Origin of the sequence: Shewanella halifaxensis HAW-EB4, assembly GCF_000019185.1 — a bacterium.
Taxonomy (GTDB): Bacteria; Pseudomonadota; Gammaproteobacteria; order Enterobacterales; family Shewanellaceae; genus Shewanella; species Shewanella halifaxensis.
In genome coordinates this window covers 3,236,291-3,261,048 of record NC_010334.1, presented here as the reverse complement: position 1 = coordinate 3,261,048, position 24,758 = coordinate 3,236,291, and the positions used below count along the sequence as shown (strand labels likewise).

Below are 24,758 nucleotides of genomic sequence, written 5' to 3'. Positions count from 1 at the left end.
CGTATTTAGTCTCTTGCTTAATGGGATTATTTTCCCCAAATTTTCGCATTGACCTCAGGTAATGGCTCTTTAGATTTTTGCGGTTTAGCGACACGATTTTCACCGTCATAATCTCTTGGCGCAGGCAGGGGTAATTTATTCATTTTAAGATAAAGGTACTCAACTTTATCTCTTGCCCATTGTGTTTTACGCAAAAACTTTAAACTCGATTTTATGCTCGGATCATGAGTAAAGCAGCGGATTTCGATACGGCTACCTAGCTCCTCCCAACCATAATGATCGACAAGATCCGTTAATAAGTCTTCGAGCTTAATGCCATGTAGTGGGTTGTTTACTTGAGTCATAGTCTTGTTGCAATCGTCTTGTTGGTACTTACCTGAATGAATTAATTATATCAGTTTATTAATAACAGGTCTTGAGCTTAATATTGCAATAAAAAGAGAGCCATAAGGCTCTCACTTATAAAAGTCATTGAACAATGAGCATCTTAGTGCTGCTTGCTCATTAGCATTTGGTATCCACCACCATTATAAACATTGGTGTAACCTTCACTGACTAACATTTGGTTGGCGATACCGCTGCGATTGCCACTACGGCAATAAACCACAACAGAGCGGTCTTTTGCGATCTGCTTATTGGCAAATTCAGTGTTAATTTGCTCATAAGGAATATTGATTGCGTTCGGTAGGTGCCCCTGAGCAAACTCTCCTGGCGTACGGACATCCACGACTAAGGCACCGGCTTCAATTTTTTGCCAAGTGACTTTAGGGTCTTGATCTGCGGCCATTGCCAAAGCGCTAAACATCATCAGTAAAACACTTAGCCCTAACAACCAAAGCATGGTTTTTGGTCGTTTTTGCTGTAAATTAAACGCGTTACTCATCAATATACCTTTATTTATTTTTATTTAATCTTTATTGGCAGACGCTAATTGCGCTTCGGATTTAAAGCCTAATTTACGCATAATCATCGCCGCCGGACAAAATCCAGTATAGGCGCTTTGAAATAAATTAGCTCCTACAAAAACGGTTAACCAGATAAAATTATCATTAATCCATACAGTTAGAGCTATGGATACTAAAACCATAAACCCTGCGAATGCCATGATGGCGCGTTCAATTGACATAGAAACTCCTGTTTAAATTCAGCTAAGCTGTTATAGGTTTTGATAAGGGTATTGGCGCCTTTTGAGCGCCAATACGTGAGGTTGAATTACTGATAACGCTTTTTCATCACTGCGTAATAAAGCACTGGGATGACAACGAGGGTTAACAGTGTTGAAATTAAGATGCCAAAGATAAGGCTGATTGCCAGCCCATTGAAAATGGGATCGTCTATGATAAACAGCGCACCAATCATGGCGGCCAATGCCGTTAGCATAATGGGCTTGGCTCTCACTGCACCGGAGTGGATCACAGCTTGCTCAAAAGGCACGCCTGCTGCCGTTTCTTGAACAATAAAATCGACCAAAAGAATCGAGTTACGCACAATAATCCCCGCTAGGGCGATCATGCCTATCATGGAGGTTGCGGTAAATTGTGCTCCTAACAGTGCATGCCCCGGCATGACGCCAATAATCGTCAGTGGAATAGGTGCCATAATGATGAGTGGAACAATGTAGGATCTAAATTGGGCGACCACTAACAGATAAATAGCGATCATGCCAACAGCATAAGCGATACCCATATCTCGGAATGTTTCGTAGGTAATTTTCCACTCACCATCCCAAAGGATGGCTACACTATCGAGTCCATTAGGTTGGCTGATATAGTGTTGGTCAAAGCCAAGACCTTGCTTATCATTGATTTTCCCGACCATATCAAACATGCCGTATAACGGACTATCTAGTGGCCCCGCCATATCAGCAACCACCATGATCATCGGGATCATATTCTTATGGATGATCGGTGCATCGATATTACCTTTGTCGATACGGACCAGTTCTGATAACGCAACGGCCTGGTTGTTATTGCCGCGTAAGGTTAAATTGAGTACCTGGTCCAAATCAACTTTGGCACCTTCTTGTAGCTGGATGTTGATGGGTACTGGGTGCTTTTGGTTCGCTTTATATAGATAGCTAATATCCTTACCACCGACGGCCGTGGCGACTAAGTCGACAATTTTACTATAAGGAACGCCGAGTAAACTGGCTTTACTTCTGTCGATAATAACCTGCCATTTGGCGGCTGACTCAGGCAGGTAAATGTCGATGTCGACCACATCCTTGGTCTGTTTTAATACGTCTAGGAGCGCATTGGCGGCTTGCTCGCGTATTGCTTCACTGGGGCCGTAGACTTCAGCCAGTATAGGAGACCAAACTGGCGGCCCTGGTGGCACTTCGACCACTTTGATATTGGCGTTATATTTTTCACCAATAGCTTGCAGTGGCTCGCGAACCGATAAGGCTATGCTGTGGCTATCACGGTCACGGTGTTTCTTATCGACTAAGTTAACTTGAATGTCGCCGAGTTCCTGAGTTTGACGCAGGAAATAGTGACGCACTAAGCCATTAAAGTTCATCGGTGCACTGGTACCGGCATAAAGCTGATAGCTCTCAACTTCTTCAACCTGATTAAGGTAGCGACCTAACTCTTTGAGTGCTTTTTGTGTCTGCTCAACCGGCGTGCCCTCTGGCAAGTCAACCATCACTTGAAACTCAGACTTGTTATCGAAGGGGAGCATCTTTAGCACCACTAACTTTGCCATTGGAAGTGCAATGGCTCCAGCAATGAGAATGAAAATACCAGCCGCTAAGCCAAGTCTTGCTTTTCTGGCATTTTTACCTTGGACAAAGGGGCCAATTAAATGGTTAAACAATTTAAACATGATGCCTTGGTTAAGATGCTGTTCACTATGCTGCTTCTCATTATGCGGGGTCTGCGGGTATTTAAGAAATTTGCGGCTCAGCCAAGGGGTGATCATAAATGCTACACCAAGAGAGATCAGCATGCCCATACTGGCATTGATTGGGATAGGGCTCATATAGGGGCCCATCAAACCAGATACAAAGGCCATAGGGAGTAGGGCGGCAATAACGGTAAACGTTGCGAGTATGGTCGGACCGCCTACTTCATCGACTGCAATGGGAATAAGCTCAGAGAAAGAGCGTTTACCCATCGCCATATGTCGGTGAATATTTTCAACCACCACAATGGCATCATCGACTAAGATCCCGATTGAAAATATCAATGCAAACAGCGATATTCGATTGAGGGTAAAGCCCCAAGCCCAAGAGGCAAAAAGCGTAAGGGCTAGGGTGATGATGATGGCTATTCCAACCACTATAGCTTCTCTAAATCCCATCGTGATTAAGACTAAGATCACCACCGCGGCTGTGGCAAACACTAGCTTTAACATTAAGGTGTTGGCTTTATCACCTGCCGTTTCGCCATAGTTGCGCGATATGCTCACCTCAACCCCGTCGGGGATCAGTACGTTTTCAACTTGGTTGACGCGCTCTAAGATAGCGTTGGCGACATCAACAGCATTTTTACCCGGCTGTTTGCCTATTGCGATGGTAACGGCTGGATAGATCTCTTGCTTGTCTCCATGCCAGGCGCTTTTCACTGGGATATCTGACTTGAGACTGATTTGCGCTAGATCGGCGAGATAAACGGGTGACGCTTGACCACTGGCGTCCTGCTTTACGGCAACGACTAACTGCTTTACATCTTCAATATTTTGTAGGAATTGTCCAGCCTGAACCTTAATCTCTTGGTTACCTTGTACAAGAGATGCAGGCATTGAAATATGGTTGTTGCTACTGAGGCTTTGATTTATTTCATCAAAAGAGATGCCATAGTAGTTCAGTTTAAGCGGATCGATTCTGACGTTTAATATTAGCTGGTGCTCGCCAACGGAGCTGATTTCTCTGGTGCCAGGAATACGTTTAATTTCAGTTTCTAAGCCGTTAGCAATATGGGTGAGTTGCTCGGCTGAGACTTGAGGCTGTTTTGACCATAGCGTTAGGCTAACAATAGGCACATCATCGATACCACGAGGCTTTATTTGTGGTTCTCCTACGCCAGCCGCTAGGGGCAATTTGTCGAGGTTAGAATAAATTTGATTGTAGAGTTTTACGATGGCGTCATTACGCTCAATGCCGACTTCAAATACCACGATAAACAGGGCGCCGTCAGGCTGTGAAAACGAATAGAGGGTGTCGATACCTTTAATTTCAGAGATTATCTGCTCGGTGGGCAAGGTGACCAAACTTTCCACCTCTCGGGGAGTCGCACCGGGGAAGGGAACAAACACATCGGCAAAGGTCACATCGATTTGTGGCTCTTCCTCTTTAGGGGTCACTAATACTGCAAATAGGCCGAATAATAAGCCCAGCAGTGCCAATAATGGTGTGATAGCACTGGATTGAAAAGCGCTAGCAATGCGTCCAGAAATACCTAATTTGTTTTGAGTTTGCATGACAGGTCTTCCTTAAAGCTAGGTTCGATTAGGTTTTATGGTTTATTGCTTTGCTTAAGCATTAATAGCGCATGGTAGGCATCTTTGGCGATAATATCGCCATCGGATAAACCTGCCAAGATCTCAACCATGCCGTTATTGTTCTGGCCCAATCTCACTTGATTTAGCACCCAGATATCATTTTGCTGAATATAAACGGCACTGAGCTCATTCATGGTCAGTAATGCCGATTGAGGAATAAAATAGGCGTCTCGGCTACCACTGATGAATTGCGCTTTGATCATGCTTCCTGGGATCACGCCTTGAGTATTTTCAGCTAGAGGGATCCGTACTTTATAACTATGACTTTGGGGATCAACAAAACTGAATAGAGTTGGATTACTCACGTCGAGCTGTTGGCCGTTATTTAAGGTTAACTTGAACTTAGGCTGCTGTTTTAGTGCTTGTATGTAACGCTGAGGAACTTGGGTGACGGCGCGCATCTGTTTAAGTGAGTAACCAGAGTAGAGTGGCTGCCCCGGAGTGACGGTTTCGCCTTGCTCTACATGTCTTTGGGTAACAACGCCAGAAAAAGGAGCACTAACGACTGTATATTTTAATGACTCGGTAGCTTGAGTTATGCGTGCTTTAGCTACGCTAACCGCCTGTTTAGTTGATTTTGCATTGGCTTCAGCTTCATCCATCTCTCCTTTTGAAATTGCGCCTTTTGGGAATAGTTTTTGATAGCGTTCGAGTTGGAGCTGAGCTTCTGTATTTAGTGCACTGGCTTTGGCGTAATCGGCTTCGGCAGCAGCAAGCTGTGCGCCTTGCTCTTTATTGGTGATCTCGAGTAAAGCAGCGCCTTCAGGAACGATATCGTTAATATCATAGTTAAGATTGATAATTCGACCGGAAGTTTGGGCTGAAACCGTAGCTGACTTAGTTGGCTCTACCATTGCGTCAAGGGATACCCAATTAGCATATGACTTTGCGGCAACGGTTATAGACTCGAGTTGTTTACTTTCAGCAAAAGCCGAGATACTGAAAAAAGGGATAGAGCCTAACAGTAGATAGCCAAATAATGATTTTTTCATATTTATAGTACGCCAAATAGTACGCCAAAATTAATCCATGCAATAATTCTAATGGAAGTGGCCATTATCTGCAATCATTATTCATTAGAAAAATACGATGGATGATTCTGTGGCAATATTTCTCACATTGATGAGGCTTAAAATATAAAGGCTTAACCAAAGTTAAGCCTTTATATTTATCCAGCCCAACCCAGCGGGATTAATCGTTAAGAAAGTAGGTTAAGGTTGAAACGATACGAACCTTTTTGATGTAGGGAGTGTTGCTATCTCTGTCATTGATACTAAATTGCCCTTGGGAAGCTTGCTTAATTTTACCTAGTTTAGAGTTTGAGTCTTTGGCAAATTTCTCGGCAACTTGACGGGCATTTTGAGTGGCAGATTGAATCATTTCCGGTTTGACTCTGTTTAGCTCTGTAAACAAAAACTGCGCTTTACTATTGTAGTCTTGATCGGAAATGGCAATACCATCTTTAGCAAGGCTCAGCATATTGCTGCGGGTTGTAAGCAGCAGTTCGACGTTGTCTGTGTATAACGAGATAGAGATTTTTGCTGCGTAGCGGTACTTAACATTTGGGTCGACATAGCCTTGAGCTTGCCTATCTTCAATGGCAGGCAGAGCGACGGTAATTTCATCTTCACTAAAACCTTGCTGCTTTAAAAAGTCGACGACTCTATCGGTCTTGTTTTGCACCGTTTGGTAAAGATTATTGAGATCGTTATCGACTTCACTGAACCGAATTGGCCAAATCGCTACATTGGCTTTTACTTCTTTTTCGGCTAAGCCTTTTACTGTTACTGTTCGCTCCATGGCTTTCATCTTAATAAGCTTATCGCCAATGGTGCTGGCTGACATTATCAGGCCAAAGCAGAGTAAGCTACCAAGAATAAGGGCGGGTAGGGAATTATTTTTAGACATAAAGCGCTCGCGGTGACTGAAAGTACTTTTAAATTAGCAGGGAATAGTAGGCGAAGACAATGAATTTACTTTCACCAGCAAGCGAGTTGTAACTTATCTCAGGGCGAGATACTAAATACAATAAAAAAAGCCGCATTAATATGCGGCTTTTAGAACAAAACAACTTCTACAGTTAAGCGCTTAGCTTAGAACTTGTAGTTGTATTGAATTGAGTAGTAAGTTGCATTTGACGTCGTTGTCGCGTGCACAGTACTAAGATCATCGCCTAGAGCAGGGTTTAGGTTACCTACCAAGCCTAATACAGAGCTTTGTTCTGTTAGATTCGTCTCTTCGCCACGTACAAATGCGATACCAAAATCAAGGCTGGTGTGCTTAGACAGGTTGTAAGTCGCACCCATGGTGTACCATTGACGATCTGAATCTGGAATAGAGATAGAGCTCACTTCACCCACAACACCTTGGTCGAACATGTAACCCGCGCGTAGCGTCCACTTATCAGTTAGGGTATATGTACCACCCACACTGAATAACCAAGAGTCATCCCAAGCGTATTTCTTTAGCTGTGCTTCAGCAGGATCGGTAACCGTGATCTCGTGGAAGTCACCCCAAGTGGTCATCTGCGCAGTGTAGTGAAGAGCAAAGGTGTCTGTTAGCTGGTGGAAACCGGCAACTTGGAAGATATCAGGAAGAGGAATATTGATCTCTTGGTAATCAGTGCCAGCGAACATCACTGTACCATCAGCGGTGAACTCTGGGCTGAAACGGTAGCTTACACCAAAACGGTTGTCAGCATTGATTTCATATACTGCGCCTACAATACCACCAAAGGCGATACCATCAGCATCTACATCAACTAGCTCTACATGCACTGGATCAGCACCAGTAGGCATAGCACCACCACGCGTTAGCGTGCCAGAACCATAGATCACATCAAGACCTGCACCCACACTGAAGTTATCGTTGATGCGGTATGACGCACTTAGATTGAAGTTGATTGTAGTGACTTCAGTCTTACCAAGTAGATCAATAGGGGCTGGTATTGCACCCATAGCGATGTTGTTTGAAAGTTCGGTCGTATCAGTACCGGTACCGAAGTTACTGAACATCGCCACGCCATAAGCGAACTTGTCGTTTACAGGGCTTACATAGTAAAAGTTAGGGATAACTTTAGCTTCAGCGCCATCGTCTACATTGCCGAAGTGTAGTTCACCTAGATTTGAGTTTACGAATACATCCTGAACTTCAACTTGTACGTCAGCATAAGTTAAGCCCATTGAAAGTTGTTTCTCGTCAAACAACGCCATAGCCGCTGGGTTACGTGAAAGTACTGATGCGTTGTCGGCAATCACGGCGTCACCGGCAAATGCACGGCCAATACCCGTTGCCGATTGGGCGTTAATCTGAAAGCCAGCAGCCATTGTTTGAGTGCTTACTAGAGCTACTGATACAGCAATAAGAGTCTTGTTGAAAATCTTCATTATTATCATCTCTATTATATTTTGGTCTTGCTTATTCGGGGCTAATTTCATGATTAGCGGCAAGATCCACTTATTAGACCAGTGCATAGTAGGGAGATGTGAGCAAGCTAACAACTCCGACCAGAATTGTTTTGTTGTTAGTTATTAGTTAATTGTTGCGTGTTTTTATTGCGGTCAAATTAACAGCGCAATTGAAATTGGCATCAGAAACTATAGCCAGCATGGGCTTAGCGCTATGAGTCAGTTTGATTGTAGGTTAATGAGATGTAAGTGGTGCGAGGTTTAGGAGGTTATTGATAAAAATAAAAAAAGCGTACAAATGTACGCTTTTTATCTGTTGTCGCTCGCTATTGAAGCTATAGCTTAGCTTCGAAGCTATCGAACTGCTGTTTAATGCTCTCTGCAGGACTTTGCATCTTACTGACAATCACACCAGCAAGCGTGGCTAAAATAAATCCTGGTAGAATTTCGTAGATGTCGAAAATGCTGCCAGTCAGCTGCTTCCAAATTACAACCGTAAGCGCACCAACAACAATAGTAACGATTGCGCCATTACGGCTATAGTTACGCCAAAACAGTGAAAGTAATACTACAGGACCAAAAGCTGCACCGAAGCCGGCCCATGCATAGCTCACAAGGCCAAGTACGCTACTCTCTGGATTGAGGGCAACCACACCAGCAATAATGGCAATGGCCAATACGCCAATACGACCGACTAACATAAGCTCTTTGCTTTGTGCTTGCGGACGTAGCCATTTTTTATAGAAGTCTTCGGTGACAACACTTGAACAAACAAGAAGCTGTGAATCAATCGTACTCATAATTGCCGACAAAATGGCTGCGATTAATAGCCCACCAATCCATGGATTAAAGGCTGCATGCGCAAGATGGATGAATACGGTTTCAGGGTTTGATAACGGTTCTGCCGCAAAATAAAGGCTACCAGCAATACCTGTCGCTAATGCACCTAATAAGGCGAGTAACATCCAACCCATGGCAATGCGACGTGAAACCGGAATATCATCAGGTGAAGCGATAGCCATAAAGCGCGAAAGAATATGTGGTTGACCAAAATAGCCGAGTCCCCATGCTAATAACGATACGAACCCAATAAAGGTGGTATTTTCATTAAACATAGACAACATAGCAGGATCGATATTTTCTAGGCCAACTTGTGTTTCTGGTTGGCTAAAGATGGCGATAGGGACGATAAGTAGAGCGGCTAACATTAAGCAGCCCTGGAAAAAGTCAGTCCAACTAACGGCAAAGAAGCCACCCACGAACGTATAAGCAACGATAATGGTAGAGCCGATAATCAAGGCTAAGGTGTAGTCTAGGCCGAATACTTTTTCAAATAAAATGGCGCCGCCAACCATGCCTGATGAAGCATAAAAGGTGAAGAAGACTAAGATAGTAACCGCTGAAACTAGCTTCAATATGCCATTCTTATCTTCGAAACGTTTTTCAAAAAAGTCAGGTAGGGTGAGTGCGTTATCGGTAAATTCCGTATAAACACGTAAACGTCTCGCGACAAATAGCCAGTTAAGCCAAGCACCAAAGACTAAGCCTATACCAATCCAAGCCTCCCCTAATCCACCTAGATATACTGCGCCAGGTAAGCCAAGAAGTAGCCAGCCTGACATATCGGACGCACCCACGCTGAGTGCTGTTACTGCAGGGCCCATCCCGCGGCCACCTAAAATATAATCGTCTACTGAGTCTGTTGCTTTATAAGCCCATAAGCCTATGCCCATCATCAGGCTAAGATAGGCAATAAAAGTAATTAAAACGGGTAATTCAATTGTCATGTGTGGTTCACGCTTCTTTTCTTTTCTATTTATGTGGGCGCTATGCTAGCAGATTTATGAGCCAAGGCTCAAATAGGGAGGGAAATGTGATGACGTTCTAACCAATGATGCTCGTTGAACATCATTGGTTGTGAATAGATTTAGATAAATGTTTGCTTAATCTCGTTTTTAACGTAATTAAGATCTTGTCTTTGCTCACCGACGAGTAACATGTAGGCGTTATCCGTTTCAAAGCCCATGCCTTGGTATTTGTTGTCGGCAAAGGCTTTATCAAGCACCATGCGGTCTTCTAGAGGTACAATAAACAGGGTTACTTTTCCTTGTTCGCCTTGCATTACAAGGTGTAAGCTTTGTACACCTTGGAAGTCGCAGTATGTACTGTAAAATACTTTGCCCGGCTGCTGCGTAAACCTCATCTCACTTTTTCCACCGAGGGAAGCAAGTTGGAAGTTTACATCTTGAAACGGTACATCTTGGTCGATATGCAGGGCTTTATCCTCATGATAAACGTGGGCTAGGGCATGTTGACCTAAATCCACAGGTCCCATTCTTAATAGGGTGAAGGTCATTCCCGCTAAAAATGCCACTGACGCGACCAGTGCAAATGCAAATCCTGTCTTACGGCGCTGTGACTGATGATGATGCAGCTGTTGTCTTAGCAGTAATTTTGCAGCGAGATCATCAGGAACATCAACTTTTAATGCACGCTCAATTTTATTGTCTAAGCCTTTTAGATCATTTAAAAAGGCTTCTCTTTCTACTGACTTCATCGCAGCATCGAGAAAGTCAGGATCTTGACTATTGGGTTCACTGTAGGCCTGGCGGCGAAACTTAAGCTCATCCATTGGATTGACCCCTGTGTTTTGGTGGTTCAAGTACATCTTTAAGCTGATTTCTTGCTCTAAATAAACGAGTCATAACGGTATTACGATTTAAATCGAGAATGCTTGCAATCTCATCACCGCTAAATCCCCCGATGACTTGTAGCAAAAGTGGTTCGCGATACTCGAGTTCCAACTTAGCTATTTGTCTCTGTATTAAGTGTTGCTCAGCATGTTCTTCACTGCTGCCGGAAAAAGTATCTTCAATAAACTCTTGTTCAATATCGGAGTAATTAAACTGTTTTCGCTCAAAACGACGAGCATTTTCTCGACGCAAAATAGTGATTAACCAAGCTTTAGCGGCCTTTTCGTCTTTTAAAGAGTCAAGTGAGCGCCAAGCACGGAGAAACGTTTCTTGAGTGATATCTTCTGCAATGTGTTTATCGCCGCATAACCAGTAGGCGAAACGGTATATATCAGCATGAAGTGCCCTGACAAGGCTATCGTATCGTCGTTGTTTGCTAACCATGTCTGAAGAGACCGTGGACTTCGACTTTTTATTTCGCCAACTATCAAACATTTTTTATTTTTTCTAACTGGATCAATAAAACACAGCTTAACCTCGTTGAACTTCGAATACCAATTGTTAACTTTAACGGTGTAATACCAATCAGTATAAAGATTTGGTTACTCAGCGAGAGTTTAGCGGCACTGAGACAAGGTCATTAAGTGCTCCTGCTTTAATGACATTCACCACATCCATGTGGTTTGCAACGAGTGACGAGCATAGTTATTCTACGTTTAAGCTCCCTCTTGTTCCTTAAGAGTCACAGCATCAGAGCCGCTAAAACTCGCCATTCTGGAGCGTTTTTGGCTGCCTACTTCTGCGTTGAACAACTTCACAAGGGAGCAACCATTCTTTCAGTTATTCGCCTTGAATTAGTTTGTCAAAAACGTTCTGAGTAGATCAACTTCTTATACTGATTGGTATAAAAGTAGCCAAGCTGGGCTATGTAAGTAATTTATCGTTTAGCTTAGCCTGAAAACAAAAAAGACGCTTACATAGAAGCGTCTTTGGTTGAGTCTGTATATGAATCGAGTCAAAAGGCGTTAATCTTGCCTTCGGCTAACTCTACTTTTTTTGGGTAGGAGTTTGGCCGGAGTTTAGCTGGGATTAAGCTTAACCAGTGCCGATGTTTTAGCTTGAGAGTGAGCAGCTTTTGCTGCTTTTACTGCGGCTAAAAGCTGAGCAAAGTCGATACTTTCAGTGAGTTTACTCGGGCTGAACGCAGTGCGTTGCAACCGCTCAATAGCGGTGGCTATCACAGAGTCTGTCATCGAAATTTGACTCAGAGACATCGGCTGTTGATATAGCTCAGTGTAATAGCGAGTCAGGCCGTTCAGTACTCGTGTGGCATCCTTTGCGTGACAGGCTGCCTGCAAATCCGACAAGGTATTGCTCGGCTTGGCAGCGATTGACTTAGTGCCCGTTGGGATGCTGGTTTTCTTACGGGCGTTAAGCCACAGTGCGAGGGTGATTAACCAAAGTGTGCCTAAGGCTAGCGACAACCAAGGCCAAAACCCGCCACTATTATTTGTCGGCGTTTGTATCACTTGCTGCTCAATAGGCTCAATTGCTTCTCCACCTTTTACAACAATCGTGCGGGCGGGCAAGGTCGCTAACTGCTGTTTGTTAAGGTGTGGATTCCACCATGGCACTTTAATTTCTGGCAGGGTGTAAGTCCCCGGGCTCGTTGCAACAATCGCTGTTGTTTGAGTGAGTTGCGACACCATTTGGTTATCACGAAGGAAGGTCTTTCGCTGCGCTTTTTCAGGGTAGGTTTTCAGTGCCTTCGGGGTAGACATAACGATGTCTGGCAAACTCGTCTCATCGGTATTGGATGCCAGCAAGGTGATGGTGCGAGTGATCGGTTCACCAACATTATATTCAGTTGCCGTCTCAGGCCAATCCTCTTTTAACACCACTAGATCAGATACCAACCATTCTCCATGGTAATCTATCGGAATAGGGTTGATCAGTACCATCATTTTAGGCGCTTGTGTTTGTGTTGGTCTGCTTTCATTAAACGAGAACATGGCCCCATTGCGTCTTGATTGGACGAGTACGTCGCCTGAGAAGCTAGCGCCTGTAATTGTCAGCTCACCAGGTTGATCGGCAATAATGGCGTAATTGCGCTCAATCACACGGTAACGACGACCATTAACAATTTCTGTGCTGTCTTTATCTTCTCCAAGCTGCTTTATTTGCGCGCCTTCAAGATCGGGAGCATTAAGCACTCCGCGCTGCAGCTCTAGCGCTAAATAGAGCTTCACCTTGTAAGTTAGCATTTGGCCTACATAGGCCTCATCACTCGAGAGGTTTGCGCGCATAAAGATATCTTGCATCTGCTGCGGCTGAGAACCTGTTTTCAGTACAGATAAAGGGATAGAGTTAGAGCTAATACCATCGATGTTAAATGCAGGAATGATTAGATTTCCGCTGCTCCTCGGTGATAGCAGCACCTGCCAACGAGTCTCGTTGCTGGCATCAAAGTTCATGATTTTTTTACTGCGGCTGATACTGGTTCGACCGACAATAAAGTCTTTAAGCAGCATTGAGGTATCGAGCTTTCCACTGTTGAGATCGTCATCAGCGGTGACCGTCAGTACTAAAGTCTCCCCTTCCATAACCGGGTTGCGATCTACAGAAGCTTGAAGTGTCGTGATCGCGCTCGCTGGAAAGGCGGTTGTTAGGGCGATAATCGCTAAAAGAAAAATATGCCGTATTACCACTGTTCGTTTTCCTTAGAATTGATGCCTTGTTGGCGACGTTTCTGGTATTCAAGTTGCATTTTATTACGTAGCAAGACTTGGGGGTCATCAGCGATTGCACGTAGAGCCCGCTCCATCTCTGGTGGCAAAGGCTCGTCGGTGGGCACTGCGCTTGCGGCGACTTGCTGAGATTCAGCGTCTGACTGCTCGCTCTCCTTATCAGTCTCAGCTTGCATTCTTGCTGCTGAGTGCTCTTGTTCACCTTGCTTATCTTGCTCTTGGGCTTTATTTGCCTCAGCATTTTCTGTCATAGGCTGCTGTGATGTTGGAGGCTCTGGTTCAGCTTGCATTTCTGCTTCATTGTTTGCCTCTGTTTGATTAGAGGACTGCTGTTCAGATCCTTGCTGAGCTTGATCTTGTTGGCTCTGCTCTTGTTGAGATGGCTCACTCTGCTGCTGTGATTGCTGCTCTTGAGACTGTTGCTCACTAGATTGTTCATCTTCGGATTTGTCGCTGCTAGGCTGACCATCTTGAGACTTCTTGTCTTGAGACTTCTCGTCTTGAGATTGAGCATCTTGAGATTTGTCTTGTTGCGACTGACCGTCTTGAGACTTTTCGTTTTGAGATGGGTCTTGTTGCGACTGCTCATCACTTGATTGCTGTTCAGACTGGTCAGCGTTTTGTTGCTCTTGTTGCTGCTGGAGATTTTTAGCGAGGGCTAAGTTACTCTTTGCGGCATCAAATTGCGGTTCTTTATCTAATGCAGACTGGTAGCGCTTTTGCGCTTCTGCATATTTCCCTTGCTGCATTAAGGCATTGCCTTGGTTATATAAGCCATTGGCAGAGTCATCTTTTTCAAATGCGCTGAGAGCTTGCTCATATTCGCCTGCTTTATACAGTGCACTCGCCTGCCATTGAGGGGTGACAAATTGCTCTGCTGCTGCTTGGTAGTCATCTGCTTTGTAGGCCTGCATCGCTTGTTGATCTTGGGTTTGCCACAGGTCATTCCAGGTACTGGCATAGGCTTGCTCACTCGGTTGGATAAGCATAAACAGAGCAAACGTTGCAATCATGCCATTTCTAAAACTCAGCAGGGCAGGTAATAGCAGTAATAGGGCAAAATAAGGTCCCAAGTCTTGCCAGACTTCGCCCTCAAGATCACTGGCTTTTGTATCTTGTGTGCTAGCGAGCCATTGCGTTATTTGAGTGATATCAGAGCCATCTGCTCGACTAGGCACTAAGATGCCGTTCGCGTCGCTCGCTAACTGTTTTAATAGGCCGTAATCTGTTTTGGCGACAACAATTTGATTGGCACTATCCCGTAATAGTTGGCCATCAGGCAGCTTGATTGGTGAACCTTGCTGGCTACCAAAGGCAATAATTGCCAACCGATATTGGCTGTCTTTTAGTACAGATTCGGCGCGCTTAAATTGAGTACTAGAGATCCCGTCAGTAAACAAAATAATATCGCCTCGAATATGCCCACCTTGGCTTAATAAAGATTTCGCCTGAGTGATCGCAGCTTCAAGGTTTGAGCCCTTAATGGGCATAATGCTAGGGGTCAATGTGGGCAATAGATTAAGCAGTGTGGCTTTATCTCGCGTCAGTGGACTAATGGTGAAGGCATCACCAGCATAGGCAATTAAGCCTGTTTCACCATCAGGTAGCTCATCGATAAGGTCAGTTGCTTTAAACTTTGCTTGAGTCAAGCGGTTAGGGGCTAAGTCATTGGCATACATAGACTGAGACATGTCCATGACGATGACACGCCCTTGAGCCGACTCGTAGACTGGCAGTGCTTTTTTCTCAAATGCTGGGCCAGATAATGCAAACACAGCGATGAACCAAGCGATAGCCAAATAGGTAATATTATTGTGCTTCTTCTTAATTGAACCACCGACTAATATTTTAGCTAGGTGTGGTGCAATATAATGGTTCCAGCTAGAGCTTGCGGTTTTGCTTTTATATAAAAACAGTAATAACAGGCCTAATGGTATCAGCGCAAGGAACCATTCTGGACGTAAAAAATGCATGCTTAACGTCCTCCTTTCATTCGGTTGGCATTGGTGTAGGTATTAGTGTTGGCATCTGTTTTAATGGTTTTTCGTCTAAACAACGAGACTTGACTCAGTGAGATGAAAATAGAGGCAAGTAGCGCCAGCCCTAGAGGCCAGTAAAACAGTTCAGATTGTGGATGGTAGCTCAGTTGATCACGAGTAACAGGTTCAAGGGTGTCTATCACTTGATAGATCTGCTCAAGCTCTTCGGTATTGCGCGCTCTAAAATATTGGCCGCCAGTTGTTTTAGCGATCTCTTGCAGTTGGGATTCGTCTAAGTCCATTGATGGATTGACTCTTTCTTTACCAAATAGGGTTCTACGCTCCATCACGTCGGCACCGACGCCGATGGTGTAGATGGTGATCCCTCTTTTTGCCGCGATTTGAGTGGCTTGCTCGGGTGAAATAGCCCCCGCATTGTTTGAGCCATCAGTCAGTAAGATTAACACGCGATTACTTTGTTCAACTTTGTCAAAGCGCTTAACGGCAAGAGCGATGGCTTCGCCAATCGCAGTTTGTTTACCGACTAAACCGATCTGCGCCTCTTTTAAATATTGCGCAACCGTGCGCCTGTCTTGGGTCAACGGAGATTGCAGATAGGCATGGTCTGCAAACAGGATAAGCCCGATACGGTCGCCTTTTCTGCGTTCAATAAAGTCACTGATCACATGTTGAATAAGACTAAAGCGGTCAACGACTTTACCGTCGAGCACCATATCTTCTATTTGCATACTGCCCGAGAGATCGACCGATAACATAAGATCGCGGCCTTTACTCGGTAGCTCAATGGCTTCACCGACCCATAAAGGGCGGGCGCAGGCCAATACGAGTAAGCACCAAACAATCCAATAGCGTTTTTTTGTCGCGAGATTTTTCTCAGTCGCAGCAACTTGGCTCGGTAGGCTGGCACCGGGCAGGATCAAATGACCACCCCGTTGTTGTGTTTGCTGCTTCTTTCTAAAAATGAGCGGTAGAGGCAATAGCAGCAATAGTAATGGCCAGGCAAGCGTTAGCATGGGCTTACCTCGTTCTCGATTTCATTGTGTGTTTTACCTTGTTTATTGCTTAGCGGCAGGGCGCCCTTTAACCAGTTTTGAGCATGGTGTTTAAGCGCTTGCTTGTCTTCATCGCTGAGGGAGAGTGGCTGAAAGCGCATGGCCAATAATCGGCACAGTTCATCTTGAGGCGTCGCCACTTGCGCGTTAAGCCAATGATCCCAATCATCACCACAGAGCTGGGCGACCTGACTGCGAGAGCAATAGCTCATCGCTGCACGCTTGAGGATGCTGCTGACCTCTGTGACATATTGTTCACTGTGCATGTTGAGTTTGGCTAACTCGACTAATGCAGCGCGTTTTGCTGCACTGACTTGGCGACGCTTCTTAAACCAAACGATGAGTAGTGTGGCAACCAAAATAATGATTAACAGACTGATCCAATAGCCATAGGCTAAAGGCCAGAGGCCAATTTCGATAGGTGTTTGAATGTCTTGCATCGAGGCAAGCGCGGGATTAACAGGATTCGTCATCTATCTAAGTGCCCCTAATTGCTGATTAAGGCGTTGTCCTGCATCGAGAATACGGGTTTCAACATTGAGCTTTTGCATCATTTCAATAAATTGGTTTTGTAGATGTTGTTGGTTCGCCAGCCATTGCTCGTAACTGTTTCTGTCAATAATGAGCTCTTTAGTACCTTCTCTCACCGGAAGCTGAAAGTGCTTAGGCAGTGATAACTGGCCTTGGCGCAGTGGGTCTGTGATCAAAAATGCACCCATATCACAGTGTCGCTTTAAGTCCGATAGTGCTGCCAAGCACGCAGGCGTGAAATTACTGCCGTCAGTGATTATCCATATTAATGAGCCCGGTTTGGCAAGCCGTCGTAATCGCTGACAGGCTTTAGCCAAATGATCGGGCTCTGGTTCTTGCTGCGCAATATTTTGCAGTTGATTCTCATGCAGTTTTTTTATGGCTGAGATAACTTGCAATATCCCTTGTTGGCGGCTTCTTGGTTTAAGCTCCACATGCTCTTGCTCGGTGGCGATTAACGCGCCTAAACGGTCACCGTGTAATATCGCGCTCCAACCCAGAGTTGTTGCAAGATGGGCGGCTTGTACCGATTGCAACATTAAGCTCGAACCAAAATAGAGACTATGGCTAAGATCGAGCAGCAGTAGAACAGGGCGTTCGCGCTCTTCAACAAATAATTTAGTGTGCGCTTTACCCGTTCTCGCCGTGACTCGCCAGTCTATGGTGCGAACGTCGTCGCCACTTTGATAGTGACGCACCTCGGCAAATTCCATGCCGCGACCCTTAATCAAGCTGGCACGATGACCAGCGAGACTCGCTTTGGCTTTTGTGCGTTTTTCTGGCAACGCTTTCGCGAGGCTTTGACAAGCAAGCAACTCTTTTTCAGTAATATGAATGCCATCGCTAAACAATGGCAGCTGTGTATTGACCATTAAGGGACCGCAACTTGAGAAAGAATATGATTGATCACATCGTCTGCACTGACGCCATCGGCTTGTGCTTGATAGCTTAAAAGCAGACGGTGACGCAGCACGTTAGGCGCAACGGCTTGGATATCTTCCGGAGACACAAAATCACGCTCATATAGATAGGCTCTTGCTCGCGCGCAGCGCTCAAGTGATAAGGTTGCACGAGGGCTCACGCCATATTCAAGCCAGCTAGCAAGCTCTTGGCTATAAGCCTCTGGTTTGCGGGTTGCCATAATAATATCGACGATATATTTCTCTAGTGGCTCAGCAAGATAAATTTGCAGTGCGTGCTCTCTGGCTGCAAAAATATCACCTTGAATAATGGGCTCAACCCGGGGAACTTCTTGTTTTAGCGCTTCATTACGAGACATACGCATGATCTGAAACTCGGTCTCGGCACTTGGGTAATCAAGATTCAAATGCATTAAGAATCGATCTAATTGTGCCTCGGGTAGCGGATACGTCCCTTCGTTTTCTAGTGGGTTCTGTGTTGCCATCACTAAAAACAGTTCCGGCAGTTGATAGCTGTGCTTGCCCACAGTGACTTGCCCTTCAGCCATCGCTTCTAATAGAGCTGACTGTACCTTAGCTGGCGCGCGATTAATCTCATCGGCCAAGATAAGGTTGTGGAAAATAGGGCCCGCTTCAAATTCGAAGGTTGCCGTTTGGGCGCGATAAATATCGGTGCCCGTTAAGTCTGCTGGTAATAAGTCAGGGGTAAATTGGATACGGTGAAAGTCCCCTTCGACGCCATCACATAGCGCTTTTACTGCACGAGTCTTAGCAAGACCTGGTGGGCCTTCGACTAATAGGTGCCCATCGGCAATTAATGCAATTAGTAGATTCTCGGTGAGAATAGGCTGTCCTAGGATGACAGAATTTAAGTATTCGCGTAACGCGTGAAATCGACTCAAAGGCATGATGCTACTCGGTTTATTTAAAGTTAGTTAGATATAGACCAACGACATAGTAAAAATTCCTTTAGGGTTTGGCTAGTGCCAATTTACCTTTAGGCTGATAAGTCACCACAATGGTATGACTTAATAGGATGACAATAAGTCCCCTGCAAGATTGTCGCTTTTGCTACATTTAATCGTTAATGAGTAAAAAGATAGACAACAGTAATTCAGTTTTTATCCATTAACGTTTGTTAATGCACAAGATTTGTATATTTTTAAGACAAAAAAACAAACAAGTGTTTAAAACTTTTCAGTAAGAAGTTAGAATCAGATCACACTTTAATGGTCAGACCTGTTTAATTGAAAGCAAATAGGTTTCTCAAGGATATAAGAAAGCGCGCAACGATAAGTGAGCGAGCAGAATAAGAGGGCGAAAAATGAGTGATAGACAACAGGTGACAAATGCGAGAGGCGAACGTATCGCGATTGTTTCGGGATTGCGTACACCATTTGCTAAACAAGCCACCGCTTTTCACGGGGTGTCGGCATTAGATATGGGCAAGATGGTAGTCAATGAGCTATTGTCTCGTTCTGAACTTAATCCTAAAGAAATTGAACAGCTTGTTTATGGTCAAGTTGTTCAGATGCCAGCTGCGCCCAATATTGCTCGTGAAATTGTATTAGGCACGGGTATGGATGTGAGTACCGACGCTTACAGTGTGACAAGGGCTTGTGCGACCAGCTTTCAGTCAACGGTAAATGTCGCTGAGTCTATCATGACGGGCAATATGGATATCGGTATTGCTGGTGGCGCCGACTCTTCATCTGTATTGCCGATTGGCGTCTCTAAGAAACTTGCCCATGCCTTGGTTGATCTCAATAAGGCGCGCAGTTTTGGTCAGAAGTTAGCAATCTTTCGCAGATTAGGCTTAAAAGATTTACTACCAGTGCCACCTGCGGTTGCCGAGTATTCGACAGGTTTGTCGATGGGGCAAACCGCAGAGCAGATGGCAAAGACTTACAATATCAGCCGCGCCGATCAAGATGCATTAGCTCACCGTTCACATACCTTAGCCACAGAAACGTGGAATGCAGGAAAGCTTGCAGAAGAGGTGATGGCTGCTCATGTCCCACCTTATAAGTCATTTATCGACCGTGATAATAATATTCGTGAAAACTCAACGCTAGAGTCTTACGCAAAATTACGTCCGGCTTTCGATCGTAAACACGGCTCAGTGACAGCGGCTAATAGCACGCCGTTAACCGACGGTGCATCGGCCGTACTCTTGATGAGTGAAGGGCGCGCCAAAGCCCTTGGTTACACGCCTATCGGTTACATTAAGAGTTATGCCTTTACAGCCATTGATGTATGGCAAGATATGTTGATGGGGCCTTCATACGCAACACCACTCGCGCTTAAACGTGCAGGAATGGAACTTGAAGATCTGACCTTGATTGAGATGCATGAAGCGTTTGCCGCACAGACTCTGGCAAACATGCAGATGTTTGCTTCGAAAAAGTTTGCCGAAGAGAAACTTGGCCGCAACCGTGCGATTGGTGAAATCGATATGAGTAAGTTTAACGTACTCGGTGGCTCGCTTGCTTATGGCCACCCATTTGCGGCAACGGGAACACGATTGGTGACGCAGGTGTGTCACGAGCTTAAACGCCGTGGTGGTGGAACGGGTCTCGCAACAGCATGTGCTGCGGGTGGTTTGGGTGCAGCAATGATTGTTGAAGTGGAGTAATCACATGGACATGGAAAAGACATTTAATTTAACGCGCCGCGATGATGGTATTGCCATATTAACTATGGATGTGCCGGGCGAAACTATGAATACCCTGCGTAGCGAATTTGGGCCTGAGATCAGTGACGTACTCGCCGAAATCAAAGCCGATACTAGCATTAAAGGTTTGGTATTAGTCTCGGGTAAAAAGGACTCGTTTGTTGCTGGCGCCGACATTTCGATGCTTGATGCATGTGAAACTGCAACCGATGCAAAGCAGTTATCTCAGCAGGGACATGTAGTATTTAATGAGCTGGAAAGCTTACCAATCCCTGTTGTTGCAGCGATTAACGGCGCTTGCCTAGGTGGTGGCTTAGAGCTTGCTTTGGCTTGTCATAAGCGAGTGTGTTCACTTAATCCAAAAACTATGATGGGTGTACCAGAAGTTCAATTAGGTTTGCTGCCAGGTGGCGGTGGCACTCAGCGTTTACCGCGTTTGGTTGGCGTCACGACTGCGCTTGATATGATGCTAACGGGTAAGCAACTGCGTCCGAAGCAAGCATTAAAGATGGGCTTAGTCGATGATGCTGTTCCGGAGTCAATTTTACTGCGAACTGCTGTAGAAATGGCCTTAGCGGGTAAACGTCCAGCGAAGAAAAAGCATCAATCATTCTTTAATAAAGTGCTTGAAGGCACCAGTGCTGGTCGAAATATTATTTTCGATCAGGCAGGTAAGCAAGTTGCGAAAAAGACTCAAGGTAATTACCCCGCTCCCGCGAAAATTATTGACTGTGTTCGCCAAGGCATGACCAAGGGAATGGCGAAAGGGCTTGAAGTTGAAGCGAGTCACTTTGCCGACCTTGTAATGTCGAAAGAGTCTGGAGCAATGCGAAGCGTCTTTTTTGCGACCACCGAGATGAAAAAAGAAACGGGCGCTGGTGATGTTGAGCCTCAGAAAGTTAATAAGGTTATGGTATTAGGCGGAGGCCTAATGGGTGGCGGTATTGCCTCGGTGACGACGACTAAGGCTAAGATCCCTGCTCGAGTTAAAGATATCAGCGAGACAGGACTGAGTAACGCGTTAGCTTATGCCTACAAACTCCTCGACAAAGGGGTTAAGCGCCGTCATATGACGCCTGCTGTTCGCGACAATTTAATGGCACTCATGACAACGACGACAGAATATAAAGGCATTAAAGATGCCGATATTGTTGTAGAGGCCGTTTTTGAAGACTTAGCGCTGAAGCATCAAATGGTTAAGGATGTTGAACGTGAATGCGGCGAGCACACTATTTTTGCTTCAAATACTTCCTCTTTGCCAATAGGGCAAATTGCTGAAGCGGCCAGCCGACCAGAAAATGTCATCGGTTTACACTACTTCTCGCCAGTTGAGAAAATGCCATTAGTTGAAGTGATTGCCCACGAAAAAACCTCGGCAGAAACCATCGCAACCACGGTGGCATTCGCTAAGAAGCAGGGCAAAACACCGATTGTAGTTCAAGATGGCGCAGGCTTTTATGTAAACCGTATTCTGGCACTTTATATGAACGAAGCTGCCCAGCTCTTACTCGAAGGGCAGAGCGTAGAGCATCTCGACAAGGCTCTGATCAAGTTTGGCTTCCCTGTTGGACCCATGACGCTCTTGGATGAAGTCGGTATCGATGTCGGTGCTAAGATCTCACCCATTCTTGAAAAAGAGTTAGGTGAGCGTTTTAAAGCACCAACCGCATTCGATAAGCTTTTAGCCGATGATAGAAAGGGCCGTAAGAATGGCAAAGGTTTCTATCTTTATGGTGGAAAGAAGAAGGCCAAAGAGGTCGATCAGACTGTTTATAGCGTTTTAGGACTTAAGCCTGGTGTCGATACCGAAGCGACTGAAGTGGCTCAGCGCTGCGTAGTACAGATGCTTAACGAAGCGGTACGCTGCTTAGAAGAGAGCATTATTGCTTGTCCAAGAGACGGTGATATTGGTGCGATATTTGGTATTGGTTTCCCACCTTTCCTCGGTGGACCTTTCCATTATATTGACACGCTAGGCGCTGCGAACTTAGTTAAGATCTTAGAAAACTACCAGTCTAGATACGGGAGTCGTTTTGAGCCGGCTGCCAAACTTAAACAGATGGCGGAAGAGGGAACACGCTTCTTCAGTTAGGTAGATGAGCTAAACCTAACAAGCTGTATTTTTGTAAAGTTGCATTTTACAATGTGGCATTTCACAAAGAGAAAATTAACAAAGCGGCAGCATGTTGCCGCTTTGTTATTTGTTCTAGGCTATTCTTTTCAATGTAATAGTCTCTGCTCATCTAGAACCAAAAACATCCACACCAATTTGGTTTTGACTATATAATGCGCAGCTGGTTATCTGCCTTTGAAGGGCGAGCCTATTTGTTGTGGGGTGTAGATAAGTGCTATTTGCGATTGTATTGATATTAATCTGTTCAGGCTATTCGTTAGGTCACTCAGCATTTAAAGCTGGGCTTCCTGTTAAGCGTTGGGCGTTTGCTGGTACGTTATTAGGGCCTGTAGCTTACCCCTTGTTTAACACTCATAAACAGTTGGCATACCGCAAAGCGATGGGCAGGCAGGGGGCTTCAATAGCTTTGTGAGCTGCTAGGGCATTTAAGTTTCTCTTATAAAAGATAACAAAAAAGGAGCGTAGGCTCCTTTTTTGTTATTTGAACTAATGCACTAGTTACATCAATCTGGACACATAGCGGTCCAGAGACTTAGTTAGCTTGGTATTAGTTCCACCAACCTTTGGCTGGGATAACTTCTAAGTGATTCAGACCGTCAGGTAACTGAACTTTTTTACGAGCAGGTTTTGCTAATCCAAGTACTTTCATCAGTGAAGCAAACATAATCTTACTCCTCAAAATCTATATTTATTACCTAATTCCACCAACTTTTGGCTGGAATAACTTCTAAGCAGTCAAGCCCTTCAGGCAGTTGTACTTTCTTGCGAGTTGGCTTTTCTAGACCAAGCATTTTCTTTATTGAGTCGAACATCATGACTTCCTCTAATTAAGCCGTTGCTTGGTTGATGTACTTGATGTTTGGGAAACCAGCAGTCTGTAGTGGCTGATACTTAATATTTGGGAAACCAGCAGTTTGTAGTGGCTGATACTTAATATTTGGGAAACCAGCAGTTTGTAGTGGCTGATACTTAATATTTGGGAAGCCAGCAGTTTGTTGTGGCTGATACTTAATATTTGGGAAACCAGCAGTTTGTAGTGGCTGATACTTAATATTTGGGAAATCAGCAGTTTGTAGTGGCTGATACTTAATATTTGGGAAGCCAGCAGTTTGTAGTGGCTGATACTTAATATTTGGGAAACCAGCAGTTTGTAGTGGCTGAAACTTAATATTTGGGAAGCCAGCAGTTTGTAGTGGCTGATACTTAATATTTGGGAAGCCAGCAGTTTGTAGTGGCTGATACTTAATATTTGGGAAACCAGCAGTTTGTAGTGGCTGATACTTAATATTTGGGAAGCCAGCAGTCTGAAGTGGCTGATACTTAATATTTGGGAAGCCAGCAGTTTGTAGTGGCTGATACTTAATATTTGGGAAACCAGCAGTTTGTAGTGGCTGATACTTAATATTTGGGAAACCAGCAGTTTGTAGTGGCTGATACTTAATATTTGGGAAGCCAGCAGTCTGTAGTGGCTGATACTTAATATTTGGGAAGCCAGCAGTTTGTAGTGGCTGATACTTAATATTTGGGAAACCAGCAGTTTGTAGTGGCTGATACTTAATATTTGGGAAACCAGCAGTTTGTAGTGGCTGATACTTAATATTTGGGAAACCAGCAGTTTGCAGTGGCTGATACTTAATATTTGGGAAACCAGCAGTTTGTAGTGGCTGATACTTAATATTTGGGAAACCAGCAGTTTGCAGTGGCTGATACTTAATATTTGGGAAACCAGCAGTTTGTAGTGGCTGATACTTAATATTTGGGAAGCCAGCAGTCTGTAGTGGCTGATACTTAATATTTGGGAAGCCAGCAGTTTGTAGTGGCTGATACTTAATATTTGGGAAACCAGCAGTTTGTAGTGGCTGATACTTAATATTTGGGAAACCCGCGAGTAGGCTATTATGGACAGCTGCTGAAATAATTGAGTTCTGGTAGACTGGTACTTCTAGGCTATTTTGTGATGCGATAGCTGATACTGAACATGCTAATGCAACTGAAGTAACTAATCCTTTAATTATTGTTTTCATTTTGTACCTTCTCATAGAGTATTAAATATAAAGTAATATTTTTGACTTATGAGAAGGTAACTGCAGTTGTTGT

19 protein-coding genes are annotated in these 24,758 nt (G+C 44.6%); 2 read left to right on the top strand and 17 right to left on the bottom strand.

Going from position 1 to position 24,758, the window contains the following annotated elements; genetic code table 11:
* Nucleotides 1-26: 26 nt before the first annotated feature.
* From SHAL_RS13935 to SHAL_RS13855, 16 genes are all read right to left on the bottom strand, one after another.
* Nucleotides 27-344, bottom strand: a complete 318-nt coding sequence (locus SHAL_RS13935) for a VF530 family protein (protein WP_012277768.1) — start codon at nt 342-344, stop codon at nt 27-29.
* Between the two features lie 143 nt (nt 345-487).
* Entirely contained in the window at nt 488-883 is a 396-nt protein-coding gene (locus SHAL_RS13930) for a rhodanese-like domain-containing protein (RefSeq protein ID WP_012277767.1), read from the bottom strand.
* A gap of 24 nt (nt 884-907) precedes the next feature.
* Nucleotides 908-1,126, bottom strand: coding sequence for a YgaP family membrane protein (locus tag SHAL_RS13925; protein WP_012277766.1), 219 nt, complete (start codon nt 1,124-1,126; stop codon nt 908-910).
* Nucleotides 1,127-1,212: 86 nt separating this feature from the next.
* The gene (locus SHAL_RS13920) at nt 1,213-4,422 is read right to left on the bottom strand and encodes an efflux RND transporter permease subunit (protein WP_012277765.1); all 3,210 of its coding nucleotides are present in this window, start codon (nt 4,420-4,422) and stop codon (nt 1,213-1,215) included.
* Nucleotides 4,423-4,457: 35 nt separating this feature from the next.
* On the bottom strand, nt 4,458-5,495 hold the full coding sequence (locus SHAL_RS13915; RefSeq protein ID WP_012277764.1) for an efflux RND transporter periplasmic adaptor subunit: 1,038 nt from the start codon (nt 5,493-5,495) through the stop codon (nt 4,458-4,460).
* A 199-nt stretch (nt 5,496-5,694) separates the two neighbouring features.
* On the bottom strand, nt 5,695-6,411 hold the full coding sequence (locus SHAL_RS13910) for an SIMPL domain-containing protein (RefSeq protein WP_012277763.1): 717 nt from the start codon (nt 6,409-6,411) through the stop codon (nt 5,695-5,697).
* Between the two features lie 185 nt (nt 6,412-6,596).
* On the bottom strand, nt 6,597-7,889 hold the full coding sequence (locus SHAL_RS13905; RefSeq protein ID WP_041416017.1) for an OmpP1/FadL family transporter: 1,293 nt from the start codon (nt 7,887-7,889) through the stop codon (nt 6,597-6,599).
* Between the two features lie 356 nt (nt 7,890-8,245).
* The gene (gene putP, locus SHAL_RS13895; protein WP_012277761.1) at nt 8,246-9,697 is read right to left on the bottom strand and encodes a sodium/proline symporter PutP; all 1,452 of its coding nucleotides are present in this window, start codon (nt 9,695-9,697) and stop codon (nt 8,246-8,248) included.
* A gap of 140 nt (nt 9,698-9,837) precedes the next feature.
* A complete protein-coding gene (locus tag SHAL_RS13890; protein ID WP_012277760.1) occupies nt 9,838-10,542 on the bottom strand; it encodes a DUF3379 domain-containing protein in 705 nt (234 codons plus the stop codon).
* Entirely contained in the window at nt 10,535-11,098 is a 564-nt protein-coding gene (locus tag SHAL_RS13885; RefSeq protein ID WP_012277759.1) for a sigma-70 family RNA polymerase sigma factor, read from the bottom strand. The genes SHAL_RS13890 and SHAL_RS13885 overlap by 8 nt, the downstream gene beginning before the upstream one ends.
* Nucleotides 11,099-11,682: 584 nt before the next feature.
* Nucleotides 11,683-13,311, bottom strand: coding sequence for a BatD family protein (locus tag SHAL_RS13880; protein ID WP_012277758.1), 1,629 nt, complete (start codon nt 13,309-13,311; stop codon nt 11,683-11,685).
* Entirely contained in the window at nt 13,305-15,323 is a 2,019-nt protein-coding gene (locus SHAL_RS13875) for a vWA domain-containing protein (protein WP_012277757.1), read from the bottom strand. Before SHAL_RS13875 ends, SHAL_RS13880 begins: the two co-directional genes overlap by 7 nt.
* A 2-nt stretch (nt 15,324-15,325) precedes the next feature.
* The gene (locus SHAL_RS13870) at nt 15,326-16,363 is read right to left on the bottom strand and encodes a vWA domain-containing protein (RefSeq protein ID WP_012277756.1); all 1,038 of its coding nucleotides are present in this window, start codon (nt 16,361-16,363) and stop codon (nt 15,326-15,328) included.
* On the bottom strand, nt 16,357-16,875 hold the full coding sequence (locus SHAL_RS13865) for a DUF4381 domain-containing protein (RefSeq protein ID WP_012277755.1): 519 nt from the start codon (nt 16,873-16,875) through the stop codon (nt 16,357-16,359). The genes SHAL_RS13870 and SHAL_RS13865 overlap by 7 nt, the downstream gene beginning before the upstream one ends.
* On the bottom strand, nt 16,876-17,805 hold the full coding sequence (locus tag SHAL_RS13860) for a DUF58 domain-containing protein (RefSeq protein WP_012277754.1): 930 nt from the start codon (nt 17,803-17,805) through the stop codon (nt 16,876-16,878).
* The gene (locus SHAL_RS13855; protein ID WP_012277753.1) at nt 17,805-18,761 is read right to left on the bottom strand and encodes an AAA family ATPase; all 957 of its coding nucleotides are present in this window, start codon (nt 18,759-18,761) and stop codon (nt 17,805-17,807) included. Before SHAL_RS13855 ends, SHAL_RS13860 begins: the two co-directional genes overlap by 1 nt.
* Before the next feature lie 416 nt (nt 18,762-19,177).
* On the opposite strand from SHAL_RS13855, the gene fadI reads away from it, so the two are divergent.
* Together fadI and fadJ are read left to right on the top strand one after the other, a co-directional pair.
* On the top strand, nt 19,178-20,488 hold the full coding sequence (gene fadI / locus SHAL_RS13850) for an acetyl-CoA C-acyltransferase FadI (protein ID WP_012277752.1): 1,311 nt from the start codon (nt 19,178-19,180) through the stop codon (nt 20,486-20,488).
* 10 nt (nt 20,489-20,498) lie between these two features.
* Nucleotides 20,499-22,619 (top strand): fatty acid oxidation complex subunit alpha FadJ, encoded by a 2,121-nt coding sequence (gene fadJ / locus SHAL_RS13845; RefSeq protein WP_041416449.1) that lies wholly within the window; start codon nt 20,499-20,501, stop codon nt 22,617-22,619.
* A gap of 869 nt (nt 22,620-23,488) precedes the next feature.
* Here fadJ and SHAL_RS23285 read toward each other — a convergent pair.
* Nucleotides 23,489-24,685, bottom strand: coding sequence for a hypothetical protein (locus tag SHAL_RS23285; protein ID WP_012277748.1), 1,197 nt, complete (start codon nt 24,683-24,685; stop codon nt 23,489-23,491).
* Between the last annotated feature and the right edge of the window lie 73 nt (nt 24,686-24,758).

Coding starts and splice junctions, on each gene's coding strand:
- SHAL_RS13935 (WP_012277768.1), bottom strand. CDS start 344: ATGACTCAAGTAAACAACCCACTACATGGCATTAAGCTCGAAGACTTA.
- SHAL_RS13930 (WP_012277767.1), bottom strand. CDS start 883: ATGAGTAACGCGTTTAATTTACAGCAAAAACGACCAAAAACCATGCTT.
- SHAL_RS13925 (WP_012277766.1), bottom strand. CDS start 1,126: ATGTCAATTGAACGCGCCATCATGGCATTCGCAGGGTTTATGGTTTTA.
- SHAL_RS13920 (WP_012277765.1), bottom strand. CDS start 4,422: ATGCAAACTCAAAACAAATTAGGTATTTCTGGACGCATTGCTAGCGCT.
- SHAL_RS13915 (WP_012277764.1), bottom strand. CDS start 5,495: ATGAAAAAATCATTATTTGGCTATCTACTGTTAGGCTCTATCCCTTTT.
- SHAL_RS13910 (WP_012277763.1), bottom strand. CDS start 6,411: ATGTCTAAAAATAATTCCCTACCCGCCCTTATTCTTGGTAGCTTACTC.
- SHAL_RS13905 (WP_041416017.1), bottom strand. CDS start 7,889: ATGAAGATTTTCAACAAGACTCTTATTGCTGTATCAGTAGCTCTAGTA.
- putP (WP_012277761.1), bottom strand. CDS start 9,697: ATGACAATTGAATTACCCGTTTTAATTACTTTTATTGCCTATCTTAGC.
- SHAL_RS13890 (WP_012277760.1), bottom strand. CDS start 10,542: ATGGATGAGCTTAAGTTTCGCCGCCAGGCCTACAGTGAACCCAATAGT.
- SHAL_RS13885 (WP_012277759.1), bottom strand. CDS start 11,098: ATGTTTGATAGTTGGCGAAATAAAAAGTCGAAGTCCACGGTCTCTTCA.
- SHAL_RS13875 (WP_012277757.1), bottom strand. CDS start 15,323: ATGCATTTTTTACGTCCAGAATGGTTCCTTGCGCTGATACCATTAGGC.
- SHAL_RS13870 (WP_012277756.1), bottom strand. CDS start 16,363: ATGCTAACGCTTGCCTGGCCATTACTATTGCTGCTATTGCCTCTACCG.
- SHAL_RS13865 (WP_012277755.1), bottom strand. CDS start 16,875: ATGACGAATCCTGTTAATCCCGCGCTTGCCTCGATGCAAGACATTCAA.
- SHAL_RS13860 (WP_012277754.1), bottom strand. CDS start 17,805: ATGGTCAATACACAGCTGCCATTGTTTAGCGATGGCATTCATATTACT.
- SHAL_RS13855 (WP_012277753.1), bottom strand. CDS start 18,761: ATGCCTTTGAGTCGATTTCACGCGTTACGCGAATACTTAAATTCTGTC.
- fadI (WP_012277752.1), top strand. CDS start 19,178: ATGAGTGATAGACAACAGGTGACAAATGCGAGAGGCGAACGTATCGCG.
- fadJ (WP_041416449.1), top strand. CDS start 20,499: ATGGAAAAGACATTTAATTTAACGCGCCGCGATGATGGTATTGCCATA.
- SHAL_RS23285 (WP_012277748.1), bottom strand. CDS start 24,685: ATGAAAACAATAATTAAAGGATTAGTTACTTCAGTTGCATTAGCATGT.